Source organism: Sulfitobacter sp. 15WGC, from assembly GCF_005068605.1.
Lineage (GTDB): Bacteria > Pseudomonadota > Alphaproteobacteria > Rhodobacterales > Rhodobacteraceae > Sulfitobacter > Sulfitobacter faviae.
In genome coordinates this window covers 30,124-47,998 of record NZ_SZNL01000006.1, presented here as the reverse complement: position 1 = coordinate 47,998, position 17,875 = coordinate 30,124, and the positions used below count along the sequence as shown (strand labels likewise).

Genomic DNA, 17,875 nt, shown 5'->3' with positions numbered 1-17,875 from the left:
CTTGCCGGATCACTTCACCAGCAGGCTGGCCTCGTGCTTTTTCAGCGAACGACGCGCGGCGGTGTAGCCTTCGATCCCGTCCTTTGTCGCCAGTTCGGGGAACAGTTCAAAGATTTCCTGACGCTGCTCTTCACCTATACCGGCCAGCGACATGTCACCGGGCTGGAAGCTCTCGGTCCATGTCCCGTCGGAGAGGATCACCTCGTGACGGTCGAACATCACATGGATGTAGCTGGTGCCCGAAACCTCGACCACGTCGATGCCTTCCATCCCGGTCAGATGTTTCGCCGCGACGAGCACCTCACGCTCTTCGAAATAAAGCGCGGTCTTCTCGTTGGCGACCAAGACGCGGTGGTTGGGGCTGACCATCATGTCACGCTCAGGCAGATCGTTGCCAAGCGCACCTTTGCGGATCAGCACCGGCTTGAGATGGGCGGCCATTTCGAACTCGGCCCCGGTCATCTCACGCGCGCCGACCCAGCGGATCGTCTGGATGCCGTTGTCGCGGGTGATGACCCGGTCACCGACCTGAAGCGCCTCGACCGGCACCTCACCGCGCGGTGTGGCGATCTTGGTCCCCGGTGTGAAACAGGGGATCACATTCTCGATCTCGACGAAGTTCAAACGCCCGGCATCGCTGCCATCTTGGTTGAAGTAGTCAACGAAACCGTCTTCGCGGTCATCGGAGGTATAGGTGATCTCCAGACGGCCACCCTCGGGGGCAGAGCCGCGCAGGTCGAGCGTGTCGTAATCCACGCCCGCGCTGCCACCGTCGACATCATCGCCTGCGTTGACGTTGACGAAGCTGTCTTGATCGGCACCACCGGTCATCACGTCGACGCCTGCGCCACCGTCGAGCAGATCGTCGCCCCGACCGCCTTGCAGTTCGTCGTCGCCGTCGCCGCCCATCAGCGTGTCATTCTCACCGCCGCCGTCGAGAAGGTCATTGCCTTCACCGCCGACCAGCAGGTCGTCGTCCCGGTTGCCGCGCAGGGTGTCGTCGCCGGTGCCGCCGTCAAGCTCGTCATTGCCCTGACCGCCCGAGAGGCTGTCGTCGCCCTGACCGCCCAGCAGCGTGTCGTCGCCGGTGTTGCCCGAGATGACGTCATCGTCGATCTGGCCGTCGATATAGTCATCGCCCGAGCCGCCGCGCAGCATATCCGCATCGTCGGCGCCATAGATCACGTCATTGCCCGCGCCACCGTCGACCGTGTCCATCCCGTTGGTCGGGTTGCGGTCGGGGGTGAAGGGGTTGGAGGCATCCTCTTCGTCGGGGATGTCGAGCACGTCGAGACCCAGATCGGGGTCGTTGCCCGCATAGATCGTGTCGTTGCCAGCGCCGCCGAGCAGGCTGTCGTTGCCCTCGCCGCCGACGATCCGGTCGTCGCCGTCACCGCCGTCGACGATATCGTCGTCGATGCCTGCGTTGATCACGTCATCGCCGGTGCCGCCGGTGATGGTGTCGCGGTCATCGCCTGTGCTGATCGTGTCATTGCCCGCCCCGCCATCGACGGAGTCGCGGTCATTCTCGGGGTCGGCGTCGGGGTCAAAGCCCAGATCGTCGCTGTCGCTTTCCGGGTAGCCCAGATCGGGGGCGAGGTCATCGTTGCCGGTGGTGATCATGTCATCACCCTCACCGCCCTCGACCACGTCGGAGCCTGCGCCAGCCTCGACGATATCATCGCCGTCGCCCGCCAGAATGGTGTCGTCACCGTCGCCCGCGCGAACATAGTCGTCGTCGCCTTCCGCATCGGGCAGGATCGCGTCGTCATTGTCGATCATGTCGCCATCGGGGTCGCCGGTATAGGCGGTGTCGATCAGGTCGTCGCCATCCGTGCCATCGACATAGCCATCGCGGTCTGTTGGCGGCGGCGGGGGCGGTGTGCCGCCGTCCTCCACGGTGACGGTCACCGAGCCTTCGTCGGTCAGCCCGTCGGGGTCTGCCACGGTATAGGTGATCGTCGCGTCACCGGTGAAATCGTCATTGGCGACAAAGGTGATGGTGCCATCGTCGTTGATGGTCACGGTGCCATCATCGCTCGACGCATCTGTCACGCTCAGGGTGTCGCCGTCCACATCGGTGTCATTGTCCAGAACCGGGATTACGACCGGATCGGTGCCGGTGGTGTCGGCGGTGTCGTCATTGGCGACGGGGGCGTCATTCACCGGGTTCACAGTGACATTCACGGTGCCGGTGTCGGTGCCGCCATTGCCGTCATCCACGGTATAGGTGATCGTGGTGTCGCCGTTGAAATCCGCGTCGGGCGTGAAGGTCAGCGTGCCATCGTCATTGATGACGACCGGGCCCGCCGGGCAGGTTGCCATAGTGACGGTTAGCGTGTCGCCATCGCTGTCGCTGTCATTGCCCAGTACGTCGACGGTGCCAGAGGTGTCTTCGTCGATCTCAAGCACATCGTCTTCGGCCACGGGCGCGTCATTGCCGCCGCCCTGCGGTTGGCCATCGTCGAAAACCAGATTGTCGATCGCGCCTGAGCCTTCGAAACGCACTTCGAAACGCGACACGCCATCGATGTTGAACTGCACAAAACGCTCACCGCCATCGCCGGTGGGCTGCACATAGTGGTTTTGGATCACATCGCCATTGTCATCGTAAAAGATGACACGGGTGCCTTCCCCGCCGGTCTCTTCGATGTCTTTGAAGGTCACGCCCTTCATTAGCACCATGTCATCAAAGTCAAAGAACAGGCTGCCGCCGCCGGCGTTGTCGTCCGGGTCGCTCTGGTCGCCGTCTTCGGAGACGATCAACAGCCCCTCAAGCGTGTCGGAGGCCAGATCGCTGTCGCCGCCCGTGGGGTTGCTGCTGTCAAAGATCATCGCATCGCCGGAGCCGCCGCTGGCCGAAACCGTAACGCCCAGATCCGCATATTCGTCGTCAATGATGGTGCCTGCGCTGAACGCATTGAAATCAAGTGTTCTAATCATTGTGAAATCTCCTGAGCGGTGTTGCACGCGGCGCGCAACGCGGCCGTCTTGGAAGTGGATGCTGTTTCAATCTGAGGAATGGAGCGCCGAACGGCAGAGCGGTCGAACCGGGCATTTCTTGCCCCGCAGAAGGCCAGTGGCAGGGCCTGTCGCTTGTGTATCATCTCGTCTCTCCCTCCGTTCACACGCGCCCCGCTGGCAGAAATCCAGATCGAGCGGCACGCATCCTGCGCAACGAAGGGGAAGAGCCGGAACATGGCCCACAGCCGAGGCGCAGCGCGCTTCGGTATGTTGTGCTTACGGTCGCAAACTTGCGGCGTATCCACATTTCCCGCATCCCTGATGCGCTTAATGCGGCCGCCCCCGTGACCTACAGACTTCTATGCCCCCCAGTTGGGCACCTATAGGAATAGCCCTCCTATACGAATGGACAAAGCAAAAAATGTTTGAAAATTGCCGGAACCAAATGAAGTTTTGCCGCAATTTAGGTGGTTTAGCGCGACTTTTGGGCGCGATTGTTTCCGGGGCACTCCGCGTCGGAAACGCGAATCGCCATAGGATTAAGGTAAATTAACGCCTGCGCGGAGAGGTTGCATCAATCCCTCGGTCAAGACTGTTTCGCATTGCGCGACAATGCCGCCGCAAATCAGCCGCATCTGCGCCGCCTTGTTTTCGACATTCTTTTCGATTGCTTGTTCACCGGCTGGAACCAATCGCCCGCAAACCTGCGGAACTGGTGACGAAACCACGGGCGACCCGCCTTATTCCCGCCGAATCGATTCCTCACGGCATTGAGCGCCCGCGGCGGCGAAAGCCGCGCGCGTTACGGGCGAGTCATGGTGAGCGCTCCGCCCCTCACCCCGCGCCGAGATTGACCGCGGGGAAAATGCGAAAGCCACCCGCGAAGGCCACCCAAACAACCGCCCCTTTCCGTTCGATCGACCGCGCCAAAATGCGCCAAATCCGACCCTCAAAACGACATTTCAGATGCTGCAAACGACACCGCGCCGGGCGGGCGGAAACCTCAGCCATAGTGGGCTCTGCGCCCCGCACATGCGGCAGGGTGTCGCACCCCTATTTCGCCCTATTGCAAAGCCCGCTCGGGTGGACCAAATGCGCGGCATGTTGATGTATGCTGTTCATAAGAGGCGCCCGCGCAAACCGGGCACGCTGCTGAACCGCCGGTAACCCCGGTCGGACAGGCCGATCCGCCTGTTTAGACCATCGGGGTTCCAACTGACTTTCCGGATCACACTCGGGATGAGACCCACACAACCGACCCGGCCCGGCCTTCTGGCACTGACCGTCGTCTCTTGCGGATCCTTCCCACTTCGACCTTTTTGATATGGAGCATGCCATGCATTTCCGCCTGCTGAAAAACACCAACCAGATCGCCGGGATGCCCGGAACCGCCTTTAACGGCAGCATCGGTCAAGTCGCCAATGCCGAGGGCCTGGCCCTTGTCGCCATGCTGCGCCGTGCGCTGCGCGACACCGCGCGCCGTTGGGAGCGTAACCGCACGCTGTCGACCTTGAACGCGATGGACGACCGTCTGCTTCAGGATATCGGCCTGAACCGCAAAGACATTCCCCAGCACATCCGCGACATGGAAAGTTTTTCCCGCCGCTGAATGCTCTGGCCCGTGCCCCGCGTGAGGGGCCGTGCCGACCCTTAAAAATATGGCGTTCTGCATGGGAACGCCGCATATAGCGGCATCGCGTCAGGCCCGGCGCGGTGCCCGTTCTTGCGTCTTGCGCCCGGCAATCGTGTTGCACAGGGGTGCATGATTTGTTTTCATATCTCCAGCAAACCCGCCCATCGAAAGCTGCCGCGCCTATCGCGCGACCGGCTCCTTCTTGATGGAAAGGGGCAAAAATCAGCGGTGCGCGGCTGCGCGACACTGCGGATACAATAGAGGAGATATCACTATGAAACGCTATTTGCTTGGCACGGCCTTTGCCGTTGCAACCCCGATGGCCGCCGCCGCACAGGACTGCGGCGAAGTCTCGATCGCGGAAATGAACTGGGCTTCGGCGCAGATCGTCACCGCCGTCACCGAATTCCTGCTGACGCAGGGCTATTCCTGCGACGTGACCGTGGTGCCTTCGGACACCACCCCCGCCGTGACTTCCCTGTCCGAGAACAACGAGCCGGACATCGTGCCCGAACTGTGGCCGAACTCCGCCGGTGACGCTTACAAAAAGCTGAAAGCGGACGGCAAGATTGTTGAGCTGACTTCCGTGCTCGATCCCGGTGGCGTCGAAGGCTGGTGGATCCCGACCTATCTGGCAGAAGAGCACCCCGAGCTGAAAACCATCGAAGGCATCTTGGAAAACCCCGAACTGGTCGGCGGCATGTTCAACAACTGCCCCGATGGCTGGGGCTGCCGCGTGGTGAGCGACAACCTCGCGCGGGCCTATGACCTCGAAGGCAACGGCATCGAAGTCTTCAACCACGGCTCGGGTGAGACGATGGTGACCTCGATGGCGTCGGCCTACGAGAGCCAAGAGCCTTGGTTCGGCTACTACTGGGCGCCGACCACCCCGCTGGGCAAATACGACATGACCAGCGTCGATCTGGGCGAATATGACGAAGCCGCGCATAACGCCAACCAGAACGCCGACACGCCGGACCCCAAGCCTTCGGCCTTCCCGACCGCGCCGGTGCTGACCGTCATGACCAAGGATTTCCACGACGAGAACCCCGAGATCGCGGAGTTCATCGGCAATGTGACCTTCAAGACCGACGAGATGAGCAAGCTGCTGGCATGGCAGGGTGAAAACAACGCCTCCAACGAGGAAGCGGCGGTGTATTTCCTGCAAAACAACAAGGACGTCTGGGCCGAATGGCTGAGCGATGACGCCCGTGGCAACCTGTCCAAGCTGCTTGAGCAGTAAGACAGACTGACCAAAACGACGGGCGGGGAACTCATCAGGGTTTCCCGCCCGTTCGTTTCGATGACCGGCGGCTAGACTTACGTCTTTTCATACCGACTGCGCCTTGGCCCCTTTGGCCCGATGCGCAGTTCCTTTGTAAGGACATAGGTTTGGATTGCCGCCACTGCATGGGGCAGCCGACGCCGCGCGGCCTGCGCGGCGCACCGGCCCCCTTCCCCAAAGCAAACGGTCTGATGCAGGCCGGGAAAGCGACAGATGGCAACCTACGACAATCTCTTTGACTCGCTCGGTCTGCGGGACTGGTGCGGCGACGATCAAGGCGGCGGGCTCAGCTCCATGGCCGACCTCATGGGCCAAGCGGGCGGTGATACCGATACCACGCTTTGGGACATGCCCTTCCCCTCTCTGGATGCGCTGCACGACAGCTGCGAAGCCATCCCACAATCGCGCGACCTGACCCAAGGGCTGGAGCAAGGCTTCCTTGCCATTAAGGACAGTCTCAAAGTTGTTGTCGACCCCCTCACCCAACCGCTGAGCTGGGCGTTGGAGAATGCGCTGTGGCTCATGCAGTCGGTGCCGTGGTTCGTGATGATCCCGCTCTTGATGGCAATCACCTATGCCGTGGGCCGTTCGCTCAAGCTGGTGGGTCTGGTGGCGTTGGTCTTTGGTTTCCTCGCCTTCATCGACTTTTATGAGCACACCATGCAGACGCTGGCGATCATCTTTGTCTGCGCCTTCATCTGCGTGCTTTTGGGCGTGCCCATCGGCATCGCCATGTCGCGCAGTGACAGGGTGCAACGCACGATGATCCCGGTGCTGGACATGCTCCAGACCCTGCCGCCCTTCGTCTACCTCATTCCGCTGATCTTCCTCTTTTCGGTCACCGAGCCCAAGCTCTACGGCATCGCCATCATCCTTTATGCCATCGTCCCGGTGGTGCGCCTGACGGATCTTGGCATCCGTCTTGTCGACAAGGACGTGATCGAGGCCGCCGATGCTTTTGGCATGACCAACCGCCAGAAGCTCTACAAGGTGCAGATCCCGCTGGCGCTGCCCAACATCATGGCCGGTGTGAACCAGACCATCATGATGAGCCTTGCCATGGTCGTGATCGCCTCGCTGGTCTCGGCGCCGGGTCTTGGCGTGCTGGTGCTGCGCGGCATTCGCAGCCTTGAGTTGGGCGTGGGCCTCCTGTCGGGTCTGGGGATCGTGCTTCTTGCGATCATCCTCGACCGGGTCACCAAAGCCGCGCTTGCGCGGATCAACGCGGCGCAGAAGTGAGGCCAGACATGACAGACGACATCAAGATTTCCGTCCGCAACCTCTATAAGATCTTCGGCGACGACCCCAAAATGGCGCTGGAGAAAGTCCGCGGTGGCATGTCCAAGGCCGAGCTTCAGGCCGAGACCGGCCATGTGCTGGGCCTCAATGACATCAACGTGGACATGCCCGCAGGCAAGACCACGGTGATCATGGGCCTGTCGGGCTCGGGCAAATCGACGCTGATCCGCCACCTCAACCGGCTGATCGACCCCACGGCGGGCGAGGTCATCGTGAACGGCGAGAACATCCTCAACTATAACGAGCGTCGCCTGCGCCAGTTGCGCAAGCACGACATGTCGATGGTGTTCCAGAAGTTCGCCCTGCTGCCCCACCGCACGGTGCTGGAAAACACCGGGCTAAGCTGGGAGATCGAAGGCAAAAGCCGCAGCAAATACGCGGATGAGGCCACCAAATGGCTGAACCGCGTCGGGCTGGAAGGCCAAGGAGAGCAGTATCCCGCGCAGCTTTCGGGCGGGATGCAGCAACGTGTGGGCATCGCCCGGGCGCTGACCTCGAACTCCGATGTGATGCTGATGGACGAAGCCTTCTCCGCGCTCGACCCGTTGATCCGCACCGACATGCAGGACCTGCTGATCGAATTGCAGGAAGAACTGCATAAAACGGTGATCTTCATCACCCACGATCTGGACGAGGCGCTGAAACTGGCGGACCATCTGGTGATCCTCAAAGACGGGTTCATCGTCCAACAGGGCGAGCCGCAGCATATCCTGCTGAACCCCAACGATCCCTATATCGAAGCCTTCGTCAGCGACATTAACCGTGCCCGCGTGCTGCGCGTGCGTTCGGTCATGGAAAAGACCGATGTGCCGCCCACGGATGTGGCCGGTGAGGTTGATTTCGACGACACGCTGGAAAGCATCATCGCGGTCTCCGGCGGGGACACCACCAACAACTACCGCGTCATGCGGGCGGGCAAACAGGTCGGCGTGCTGCACATGCGCGATCTGGTGCGGGCACTGGTGCCGCGCCATCCCGGCAAAGCGGCAGAATAACGTCGCGGCACCCACGCCGTGGGCAACAAGAAGGGCAGCATCCGGTCACAGCGCCGATGCTGCCCTATTTGCAAGCGATCCGCGCATTTTCGCCGCAAAACCCATCACAAAACAGCGACTTACACGGCGTTTCATTATGTAAAACGGCGCTTTGCCGCCGATCAAAATCCTTGCGTCCTATTGACACTCACCCCCACGATTGGCCTATGAGGGGGTGAAATTAATACTGGGGTTTAAGATGCCGCAATCTGCTACGGCCAATATTCTGACTGTTCTCGACACCGATTTCAAAGGCATCATCGAAGAGTGGCTGGGCACGCAGGTCAAAGAGGGCGTGAAACGTTCTGACCTGTTCTCTGATGCGGAAAGCCGGAAGCAGAATAGCGAATTGCTCAAAGCCTTCTCCAAAGGTGTGCGCGATGGCGTCACCGGTGAGGATTTCGACTTTGACGACACCCAATGGGACGATCTGCGCGCTGTCCTGACCGATGTCAGCCGCGAGCGGGTCAACCGGGGCGTGACCCCGACAGAGATGGCGACCTTCGTGCTGGCGTTGAAGACGCCGCTGTTCAAACGGCTTGAAACCATGCTGGACAGCGACCATGGGATGCTGATCCGCGACGTGATGCTGGTCACCCGTCTGGTCGATGCCTTTGCCATCTACACGAATGAGATTTTCATTCTCGAGCGCGAGCAGATCATAGACCGCCAGCGCCAAGAGATGTTGGAGCTTTCAACGCCGGTCGTCGAACTTTGGGACCGCGTTTTGACCCTGCCGCTGATCGGCACACTGGATTCCGCCCGCGCCCAAGAGGTGATGGAGAACCTGCTGCAAACCATTCTGGAGCGTCAGGCCGAAGTGGTCATCATGGACATCACCGGGGTTGGCACCGTCGATACGCAGGTCGCGCAACACCTGCTGCGCGCCGCCGCCGCCGTGCGCCTGATGGGGGCCGAATGTATCATCAGCGGCATCAGCCCGATGATCGCCCAGACCATGGTACAGCTTGGCATCGACGTGGGCACCGTCTCTACCCGGTCCAGCATCCGCACCGCCCTGTCGGATGCGCTGATGACCGTCGGCTATGTGATCAAGAAGACCGAGGGCCAATAAGGTGGCCGGTGTCACGTCGATTAATCTGGTCGAACATGCGCTCCTCGTTTCGATACAGGATGACATCACGGACACGGAGATTTTGGAGCTTCAGGATCGGCTGTCGAACAAGATATCCGAAAACCGCATCGACGGGGTGATCCTCGATATCTCGGCGCTTGAGATCGTGGACACTTTCGTCGGCCGTGTGATCGCGCAATTGGCCGGGATCTCGCGACTGCTGGCCGCGGATACCTATGTCGTCGGCATGCGCCCTACGGTCGCCGTCACGCTGGTCGAGCTTGGCATGTATCTGCCGGAAATTCGCACCGCCTTGAGCCTGACCCATGCCCTCACCCAGCTACGTCGCCTTTGATGAAAAGGACCTTGGGGCGCAGGTTCTTCTCTCTCAGTTCAAGTTGAAGACCAGCGGCGACGCGGTAACGGTCCGCCAAGCCGTGGCGCGCTACATGAAAGAACACGGCGCTTCGGCGCTGAATGTCACACGCTTCGCCACCGCCGTCAGTGAAATCGCCCGCAATGCGATCGTTCACGCTGGCGGCGGCGAATTTTCCATCTATGTCGATCCAAGGGCCAAGCGGCTGAGCGTGGTCTGTTGGGACAAGGGACCGGGGATCGAGGACGTGGCACTGGCCCTCACGGACGGCTATACCTCGGGCGGCGGGCTTGGCCGGGGCTTGGGCGGCGCGCAGCGGCTGGCCCAGAAGTTTGAAATTCGCACCGCCGTTGGCGGGGGCACCAGCGTGTTGATGAGTGTGAACCTATGATACAATGGGTCGAAGTGCAGGACCAAAGCGCCATCGCCGTGGTGCGCCGCGCCGCCCGCCGTCTGGCGGCGGAACACGGCTGGCCCAAACACCGGACCGATGAATTGGCCATCGTCGCCACCGAGGCCACGACCAACATCCTGCGCTACGCCGAAAAAGGCCGCGCCCTGATCACCGCCCCGCCGGAGGGCAAGGGCGATAGGATCGTGCTGATCTTCACCGACCGCGGCCCCGGCATCAGCGATATGGATCACATGTTTCAAGACGGTATGAGCAGCGGCGGCTCTGCCGGGCTGGGACTTGGTGCGATCCGCCGCCTGTCGAATGATTTCGACATTTTTAGCGGGCCAGAGGTGGGCACCACCATCGTTTGCACCTTTGTCAAAAACAGCACCCCCTGCCCGACCCATGGGGTCGAGGCTGTGGGCCTGCGGATCTGTCACCCGAACGAAACGGAATGCGGCGACGATTACCTGCTGCGCAAGACGCCCAAAGCCACCGATATCCTGCTCTGCGATGGTCTGGGCCACGGCCCCGAGGCCGCAGCCGCATCGCTTGAGGTGACTGACGCCGTCAAAGCCACGCGCAGTTTCAACAGCGAGCCGGGCGCGGTGATGCATGAGGTGACCGAGCAATTGATCGGCAAACGCGGCGCGGTGGCAGCGCTTGTGCATATCGCGCAGCCGCAGATGGTGCTGCGCTATGCCGCTTTGGGCAATATCGCCACACTGCGGGTCCGCGACGGTGAGGTCAAACGCCTGCCGGTGCGCGACGGGCGGATCGGCGCCCGCGCCACGCGGGGCTATGAAGAAAGCTTTGACCTTCAGCCGGGGGATCTGATGATCCTGCACAGCGACGGCTTGAAAACCTTGCGCGACAGCTATCTTCCACAGGGTCTATTGTGGAAGTCTCCGCTTTTGATCGCTGGCTACCTGCTCGACCGGGCATTTCGCGGGCGTGACGACGCCTCCATCGTGGTCATACGCATTGCACGGGACGCGGACTGATGAAAGCAACCAACCTCACCTCGGTGAACCTTGAAAAAGGCGGCGATATCGCGGCCCTGCGCCAGATCGCCCTGACCCTGACCGAAGCCATGCGCTTTACCTCATTCGAGCGGACGCGCACCGTCACCGCCGCCGTGGAGCTGGGCCGCAATGCCATTGAGCACGGGCAGAAGGGCCGCGCGCGCTTTTCGCTGACCGACGTCAACGGCAAGCCCGCCCTTGGGCTGACGGTGATTGATCAGGGCCGTGGGATCGAAGAAGATAAGCTCGACCCCAACCGCGCCATCGTGTCGGAGACGGGCATGGGGCTGGGCCTGCGGGGCGTGCAGCGGATCGCGGCGCGTTTCGATGTGGACACCGGGCAAGAAGGCACGCGGATTCATGCGGAATTCCTGCTGCCCGAACCCCAATCCGCCGTCGAACAGATCAAGGCCGACGCCATGGCGGCTTTGGAGGCCTATAACGCCAAAGACCCGACCGCGGCATTGACCGAACAGAACCGCGAACTCAGCGAAGGCATAGCCGACCGCGATCTCTTGATGCAGGAACTCCACCACCGGACGGGCAACAACCTTGCCCTGATCGTGGCGCTGATCCGGATGAGCAAGACCCAAGCCAAAGAGGATGAGACCCGCCAAGTGTTGCGCGAGTTGGAGACCCGCGTGGGTTCGCTCTCCAAGGCGCATGAGCTGATGCAACGCTCGACCGACAGCACCGACCTTGATCTGGCGGATATGCTGGATGAAGTCGCGAAAAACGCCGAACGCGCCTTTACCGGGGATCGCCAGAGCATCGCGATCAAGCTAATTTGCCCCAGCCTCAAGATGGACAACAAACTGGCGGTCGACATCGGGCTGATCGTGGGGGAGTTGATCACCAACGCCTATAAACACGCCTTCAAGGGGCGCGACAAAGGGGTGATCACCATCGAAGTCACGCAAGAGGATGACGAAGGGCTTACGCTTAAGGTCTATGACGATGGCGTCGGCCTGCCCGAGGACGCCAAACGGCCCGAGAGGTCGGATTCGCTGGGCTGGCGCATGATCCGCACGCTGACCTTCCAGCACGAAGCGACGTTGAAGGTCGAAGGCCAAGACGGGCTTTGTGTCGAAATCAGCTTCCCGGCGCAGGGCTGAGCGCGCGCCCTGCCCGCCCACGGGTTTCGGGCCGCCGCGCCCGTCTTTTTGATCAAAAGCCACCTCTGAACTTTTCCGCCCCGTAAAATTGTCCTAGGCATATCGGGAGCCGGCGATTCCCGGACACTTCTAGGCGGCAAAAACATCGCCCGCCTGGCCAATAACGGAGACAGAGCATGATCGAAAAACGTGATTTCTATATCGACGGCAAATGGGTCGCCCCGCTTGAGGGCAGTGAACATAAGGTCATCAACCCGTCGACCGAAGAACCCTGCACCGTGATCTCGCTCGGCGGGCCAAAGGACGTGGACGCCGCCGTGGCCGCGGCCAAGGCCGCCCTGCCCGCGTGGATGGCCACCGCCCCCGAAGAGCGCATCGCGCTGATGGAGAAACTGGCCGAGGTCTATAAATCCCGGACCGAGGATATGGCCCAAGCGATCAGCACCGAGATGGGCGCGCCCATCGAGATGGCGCGCAGCTCCCAATGGGGGGCAGGTTACAGCCACCTGAAGAACTTCATCAAAGCGGCGAAAGATTTCAAATTCGTAAAGCCCTTGGGGGATCACGCGCCGAACGACCGGATCATTCACGAGGCGGTTGGCGTTGTGGCGATGATCACGCCGTGGAACTGGCCGATGAACCAAGTGATGCTGAAAGTCGGCGCGGCTGTTGCCGCGGGCTGCACCATGGTGCTGAAACCGTCTGAGGAAAGCCCGCTGAGCGCGGTGATCTTTGCCGAGATGATGGATGAGGCAGGCTTCCCCGCCGGTGTCTTCAACCTTGTGAACGGCGACGGCGCGACCGTGGGCACCGCCCTGACCGGCCATGAGGATGTGGATATGGTGAGTTTCACCGGCTCTACCCGCGCCGGCATCGCGATTTCCAAGAACGCGGCGGATACGCTGAAGAAGGTCCATCTGGAGCTTGGCGGCAAGGGCGCGAACCTTGTCTTCGCCGATGCCGATGACAAGGCCGTCAAACGCGGCGTGCTGCATATGATGAACAACACCGGCCAAAGCTGTAACGCCCCCAGCCGGATGATGGTCGAGGCCAGCGTCTATGACCAAGCGGTCGAGACGGCAGCCGAAGTGGCCAATAAGGTCGAAGTCGGCCCCGCCAGCGAAGAGGGCCGCCACATCGGCCCGGTCGTGAACGAAGCGCAATGGGGCAAGATCCAAGACCTGATCCAGAAAGGCATTGACGAAGGCGCGCGGCTGGTGGCCGGTGGCACCGGTCGGCCCGAGCATCTGAACCGGGGTTTTTATGTCAAACCCACCGTTTTCGCCGATGTGACGCCCGATATGACCATCGCCCGCGAAGAGATCTTTGGCCCCGTGCTGTCGATCATGAAGTTCGAGAGCGAAGAACAGGCCGTCGAGATGGCCAATGACACGGTCTATGGCCTGACCAACTATGTTCAATCCAGCGATGGCACCCGCCGCAACCGTCTGGCGACAAAGCTGCGTTCCGGCATGGTTGAGATGAACGGCGAAAGCCGTGGCGCAGGTGCGCCCTTCGGCGGCATGAAACGTTCGGGCAACGGGCGCGAAGGCGGCGTTTGGGGGATCGAGGATTTCTGCGAAGTCAAAGCGGTGTCCGGCTGGTCCAACGACTGATCGCTCTTCAGTCTCGCAATGCGGCAGGGCCAAGATTGGCCCTGCTGTTTGCGTTTTGGCGGTCAGATCGCCTTTTGATTGACCCGCTTCGACAGTTCCTCGGCGCTTTCCTTCCGCTCGCTATAACGGTCGAGCAGATAATCCTTATTGTCGCGGGTCAGCAGGGTGAATTTCACCAACTCCTCCATCACATCGACCACGCGGTCATAGAAGGGTGAGGGTTTCATCCGGTCATCCTCGTCAAACTCCAAGAAAGCCTTGGGGGTCGAGGATTGGTTGGGGATGGTCAGCAGCCGCATCCAGCGGCCCAAAATGCGGAGTTGGTTCACCGCGTTGAAACTTTGCGACCCGCCGCTGACCTGCATCACGGCCAAGGTCTTGCCTTGGGTCGGACGCACTCCGCCGAGCGACAGGGGGATCCAGTCGATCTGGGTTTTCATGATCCCCGTCATCGCGCCGTGGCGTTCGGGCGAACACCAGACCATGCCTTCGGACCATGACACCAGATCGCGCAGTTCCTGCACCTTGGGATGCTCAGGCGCGGCATCGTCGGGCAGCGGCAGGCCCGTGGGGTTGAAAGTCCGCGTCTCGGCCCCGAGGCGGGTGAGGATGCGGGCGGCCTCTTCGGTCATCAGGCGGCTGAAGGACCGCGGGCGAAGCGAGCCGTAGAGCAGCAGGATGCGTGGGCGGTGGGTGGCACGCTGAGGCGACAGGAGGCGGCTCTCGTCGATGGGGTTAAAGTGATCTTCTTCGATGTTCGGCGTATCGGTCACGGGAATTTCCTTAAGCGTCAAAGGGTTATCGGGCGTGGTTCATTTGGCGGCGGGGAACCAATGCTGCGTGCGGTTGGCAAAGCCCACGAGAGAGAGCATGACCGGCACTTCGACCAAGACACCCACGACGGTGGCCAAGGCCGCGCCCGACCCCAGCCCGAAGAGGCTGATCGCCACGGCGACGGCCAGTTCAAAGAAGTTCGACGTGCCGATCAAGGCGCAGGGGGCGGCCACGTTGAAGGGAATGCCCCAGGCCCGCGCGGCGCCATAGGCGATGAAGAAGATGCCGTAGGATTGCAGCAACAGCGGCACGGCAATCAGCGCGATCACAAGCGGACGGTCGAGGATCACCTCGCCCTGAAAGCCAAAGAGCAGCACGACCGTCAGCAGAAGCCCCATGATGGCAAAGGGCTGCACCCGAGCCTTGAAAGCGTCGACCGCCGCCTCACCGCCCTTGGCCACCAACCGCCCGCGGGTGAGGTAGCCCGCCAGTAGCGGCAGCATGACGTAGAGGCCGACCGAGATCAGCAGCGTGTCCCAAGGCACGGTGATGTCGGTCACGCCCAAGAGGAATGCCACGATCGGCGCGAAGGCGAAGACCATGATCACATCGTTCACGCTTACCTGCACCAGCGTATAGGTGGCATCGCCGCGGGTGAGGTTGGACCAAACAAAGACCATAGCGGTACAGGGCGCGGCCCCCAAGAGGATCACCCCCGCCAGATAGGCCTGCGCATCATCGGGTGGGATCAGCCCGGCAAAGACATGATTGAAGAACAGCACCCCAAGCGCAGCCATGGTGAAGGGTTTGATCAGCCAGTTGACCACCAGCGTCACCACCAGCCCTTTGGGCTTGTCCCCCACCTGCCGCAACGCGCCGAAATCGACGCCGACCATCATTGGAAAGACCATGGCCCAGATCAGCACCGCCACCGGCAGGTTGACCGAGGCGACTTCGAGCGCCGCCAGCGCGCCAAAGAGGTCGGGAAAGAGATTGCCCAGCAAAAGCCCCGCCCCGATGGCCAGCGCCACCCAGAGCGAGAGCCAGCGTTCAAAAGCCCCAAGGCCAGCGGTTGCGGGATCAGCGGTATCGGTCATGACGGTCTTTCGTTTGTTCCTATGGGGTTAGCAGCAGGTCAACTCATCCAGCAGCGGTTGGCACAGTTCAGGCTGGCCGCCGCAGCAGTCTTCCAAGAGAAAGCCCAGCAGCGCGCGCAGCCCGTTCATATCGGCGAAATATCGGATGCTGCGCCCTTCGCGCTTGCTGCGGATCAGCCCCGCGCGGGCCAGCACCGAGAGGTTGGCCGACATCGTATTTTGCCGCACATCAAGCGCGGTGCCGATCTCGCCCGCTGACATGCCTTTACCGCCCGCTTTGATTAGCAGGCGAAAGACATCCAGCCGGGTCGGCTGACCTAAGGCGGCGAAGGCTTGGAGAGCGTTGTCATTATCCATATATCGAGAACTATTGATATAAACTCGCCCGGTCAACCCCGCCCCGCCAATCTCTGTGCAACGAAGCGCCGCCCTGCGCGTTAATTTCGCGACCCCCGCAGGCTTGGTAAGGAAGAGATAGGATGCTCGATTGGATCGCAGAGAACTCCGGCACGTTGCAAGTGGCGGTGAGCCTTTTTACGGCAGTGGTCTGGCTGGCCTATCTGCATATCCTATGGCTCAACTTCAGGCGGCAGCGACAGCCGGTGATCTTGATCAACCGCTCCATCGCGCGGGATGAGAATGCCCATTGTTTCGTGACCAATATGGGGGCCGAGCCGATTTACCTGCTGGAGGTCATGGCACGGGTGGTGACGGATGACAAAACCTACCACGTCAAGGTCACCGAACGCGAAGAGGTAGCACTGAACGATGTGGAAAACCCCCTGACCCGCACCAATCAAGGGCCGATCAAAAGCGGCGATTTCATCGACATCGGCAGTTTCCTCGACCTGTTGCGCCGGGCCGAGACGCGGATCGGGACCGAGGGGCTTTTTGACAAGGTCCGGCAGATGGACCTCACGGTCGCTGCCGCGGATGGGCATACCACAAGGCTGATCGCCGCGCGCCATGAGTTCCGGGCGGAATGGAAAGACGGCAAACCCTATTTCGTGCCGGAACGGATCATGGCGCATCAGATCCGCAATGTCTTTCAACGGCGCAAGATCACCACGATGCTGGAAGAGCAGATCGAATAGCGCCCGCTGGCGCTACAGCCGCTCCAGCCCTTCGGCGATTTCGCGGGCGATGGCATGGGCGTCGATCCCCTCCCGCTCGGCCGAGACGCGCAGGCCCAAAAGATCGCTCTGATAACGCCGGGCTAGCGCCTTTGGATCATGCGTGGCGCCGATTTCCCCGTCTCGCTGCATCTGCGCGAAAAGCGCCGCGAATTGCTCTTCCATTCCCATAAGATGCGCGCTGGCCCGTTTGGCCAGCGGGTGGCCATGGGCCTGTAGCTCCAGCAAGGTTTTGGACAGCATGCAGGCTTTGGCCGGAGCCTCCTCGCGGCAGATCGCCAATTCGGGATAGCGTTTCAGCGCCGCCATCGGACCATGTTCCGCGACCAATTCGGCCAAGCGCCCGGCCCCATCCTCGGCATATTTGTCCAAAGCGATTTCAAACAGCGCCTCTTTTGACCCGAAGGCCGCGTAGAAACTGCCGGGCTTCATCTTCAGCACCGCTTCGAGGTCTTTCAGCGACGTGCCCGCCCAGCCCTGACGCCAGAACAGATCGCGGGCGCGGTCGATCAACTCGGCTCGGTCGTGGTTCGGTTTGCGGGGCATTTGATCACCATATGTTGAACGATCACTCAAATATATACTTGAGTGATCGCTCAAGAAAGCCTAAATGACGGATATCGACGATTTACAAAGGTAGAAACCATGACATTCCCGTCCCACGACCAAAACACCGCGCCCGAAGCCTCCAAGCCGCTGCTGGAAGAATCGCAAAAGGCCTTTGGCCGCCTGCCGGGTCTGCACAAGGTGCTGGCCGAAAGCCCGCAGGCCTATGAAGGCTATCAGGTGCTGCACAAGCTCTTCACCGAGACCGAGTTCGACGCCGAAGAGCTGACCGTTGTTTGGCAGTCGATCAACGTCGAGAACGAGTGCCATTACTGCGTGCCCGCCCACACCGGCATCGCCAAGATGATGAAGGTCTCGGACGAGATCAGTGACGCGCTGCGCAATGAAACGGCCCTGCCGACGCCCAAACTCGAAGCGCTGCGGACCTTCACCGTGCAGATGGTGCGCAACCGCGGCTTCGTTTCCGACACGCAGATGCAGGCGTTTTT

Annotated in this window: 17 protein-coding genes; 12 read left to right on the top strand and 5 right to left on the bottom strand. The window is 61.2% G+C overall.

Going from position 1 to position 17,875, the window contains the following annotated elements; genetic code table 11:
• Nucleotides 1–9: 9 nt before the first annotated feature.
• The gene (locus FCK22_RS06640; protein ID WP_067267436.1) at nucleotides 10–2,943 is read right to left on the bottom strand and encodes a Hint domain-containing protein; all 2,934 of its coding nucleotides are present in this window, start codon (nucleotides 2,941–2,943) and stop codon (nucleotides 10–12) included.
• Between the two features lie 1,357 nt (nucleotides 2,944–4,300).
• Here FCK22_RS06640 and FCK22_RS06635 point away from each other — a divergent pair.
• The 10 genes from FCK22_RS06635 to FCK22_RS06590 all read left to right on the top strand — a co-directional run bounded on the left by FCK22_RS06635 (nucleotide 4,301) and on the right by FCK22_RS06590 (nucleotide 13,816).
• Complete coding sequence (locus FCK22_RS06635) at nucleotides 4,301–4,573, top strand: DUF1127 domain-containing protein (RefSeq protein WP_169306066.1); 273 nt, start codon at nucleotides 4,301–4,303, stop codon at nucleotides 4,571–4,573.
• Nucleotides 4,574–4,871: 298 nt separating this feature from the next.
• Nucleotides 4,872–5,840, top strand: coding sequence for an ABC transporter substrate-binding protein (locus FCK22_RS06630; protein WP_067268365.1), 969 nt, complete (start codon nucleotides 4,872–4,874; stop codon nucleotides 5,838–5,840).
• A 255-nt stretch (nucleotides 5,841–6,095) separates the two neighbouring features.
• Entirely contained in the window at nucleotides 6,096–7,121 is a 1,026-nt protein-coding gene (locus FCK22_RS06625; RefSeq protein WP_067268363.1) for an ABC transporter permease subunit, read from the top strand.
• A gap of 8 nt (nucleotides 7,122–7,129) precedes the next feature.
• Entirely contained in the window at nucleotides 7,130–8,176 is a 1,047-nt protein-coding gene (locus FCK22_RS06620) for an ATP-binding cassette domain-containing protein (RefSeq protein ID WP_136720299.1), read from the top strand.
• Between the two features lie 238 nt (nucleotides 8,177–8,414).
• Nucleotides 8,415–9,290 (top strand): STAS domain-containing protein, encoded by an 876-nt coding sequence (locus tag FCK22_RS06615; RefSeq protein ID WP_067268359.1) that lies wholly within the window; start codon nucleotides 8,415–8,417, stop codon nucleotides 9,288–9,290.
• Between the two features lies 1 nt (nucleotide 9,291).
• Nucleotides 9,292–9,645: an STAS domain-containing protein gene (locus FCK22_RS06610; protein WP_067268357.1), complete on the top strand. Its 354-nt coding sequence runs from the start codon at nucleotides 9,292–9,294 to the stop codon at nucleotides 9,643–9,645.
• Nucleotides 9,617–10,057 carry an ATP-binding protein gene (locus FCK22_RS06605; protein WP_082852174.1) on the top strand — a complete coding sequence of 147 codons (441 nt, stop codon included), beginning with the start codon at nucleotides 9,617–9,619 and terminating at the stop codon, nucleotides 10,055–10,057. The genes FCK22_RS06610 and FCK22_RS06605 overlap by 29 nt, the downstream gene beginning before the upstream one ends.
• Entirely contained in the window at nucleotides 10,054–11,064 is a 1,011-nt protein-coding gene (locus FCK22_RS06600; RefSeq protein WP_067268355.1) for a SpoIIE family protein phosphatase, read from the top strand. Before FCK22_RS06605 ends, FCK22_RS06600 begins: the two co-directional genes overlap by 4 nt.
• Entirely contained in the window at nucleotides 11,064–12,200 is a 1,137-nt protein-coding gene (locus FCK22_RS06595) for an ATP-binding protein (protein WP_082852173.1), read from the top strand. The genes FCK22_RS06600 and FCK22_RS06595 overlap by 1 nt, the downstream gene beginning before the upstream one ends.
• 176 nt (nucleotides 12,201–12,376) lie before the next feature.
• A complete protein-coding gene (locus FCK22_RS06590; RefSeq protein ID WP_067268353.1) occupies nucleotides 12,377–13,816 on the top strand; it encodes an aldehyde dehydrogenase family protein in 1,440 nt (479 codons plus the stop codon).
• Between the two features lie 62 nt (nucleotides 13,817–13,878).
• Here FCK22_RS06590 and arsH read toward each other — a convergent pair whose 3' ends face one another.
• Genes arsH through FCK22_RS06575 form a run of 3 tightly spaced genes read right to left on the bottom strand, consistent with a single transcriptional unit; the run spans nucleotide 13,879 to nucleotide 16,044 of the window.
• On the bottom strand, nucleotides 13,879–14,589 hold the full coding sequence (gene arsH / locus FCK22_RS06585; protein ID WP_067268351.1) for an arsenical resistance protein ArsH: 711 nt from the start codon (nucleotides 14,587–14,589) through the stop codon (nucleotides 13,879–13,881).
• Between the two features lie 39 nt (nucleotides 14,590–14,628).
• Nucleotides 14,629–15,687 (bottom strand): ACR3 family arsenite efflux transporter, encoded by a 1,059-nt coding sequence (arsB, locus tag FCK22_RS06580; protein WP_067268349.1) that lies wholly within the window; start codon nucleotides 15,685–15,687, stop codon nucleotides 14,629–14,631.
• Nucleotides 15,688–15,714: 27 nt separating this feature from the next.
• Nucleotides 15,715–16,044, bottom strand: a complete 330-nt coding sequence (locus tag FCK22_RS06575) for a helix-turn-helix transcriptional regulator (RefSeq protein ID WP_067268347.1) — start codon at nucleotides 16,042–16,044, stop codon at nucleotides 15,715–15,717.
• A gap of 122 nt (nucleotides 16,045–16,166) precedes the next feature.
• Between FCK22_RS06575 and FCK22_RS06570 the strand changes: the two genes are divergently transcribed.
• On the top strand, nucleotides 16,167–16,781 hold the full coding sequence (locus FCK22_RS06570; protein ID WP_067268345.1) for a hypothetical protein: 615 nt from the start codon (nucleotides 16,167–16,169) through the stop codon (nucleotides 16,779–16,781).
• A 12-nt stretch (nucleotides 16,782–16,793) separates the two neighbouring features.
• Here the strand turns inward: FCK22_RS06570 and FCK22_RS06565 are convergent, their stop codons facing one another.
• A complete protein-coding gene (locus FCK22_RS06565; protein WP_067268343.1) occupies nucleotides 16,794–17,366 on the bottom strand; it encodes a TetR/AcrR family transcriptional regulator in 573 nt (190 codons plus the stop codon).
• A gap of 99 nt (nucleotides 17,367–17,465) precedes the next feature.
• Between FCK22_RS06565 and FCK22_RS06560 the strand changes: the two genes are divergently transcribed.
• Nucleotides 17,466–17,875 (top strand): carboxymuconolactone decarboxylase family protein (locus tag FCK22_RS06560; protein ID WP_136720349.1); only part of this gene is annotated, 410 nt, incomplete at its 3' end.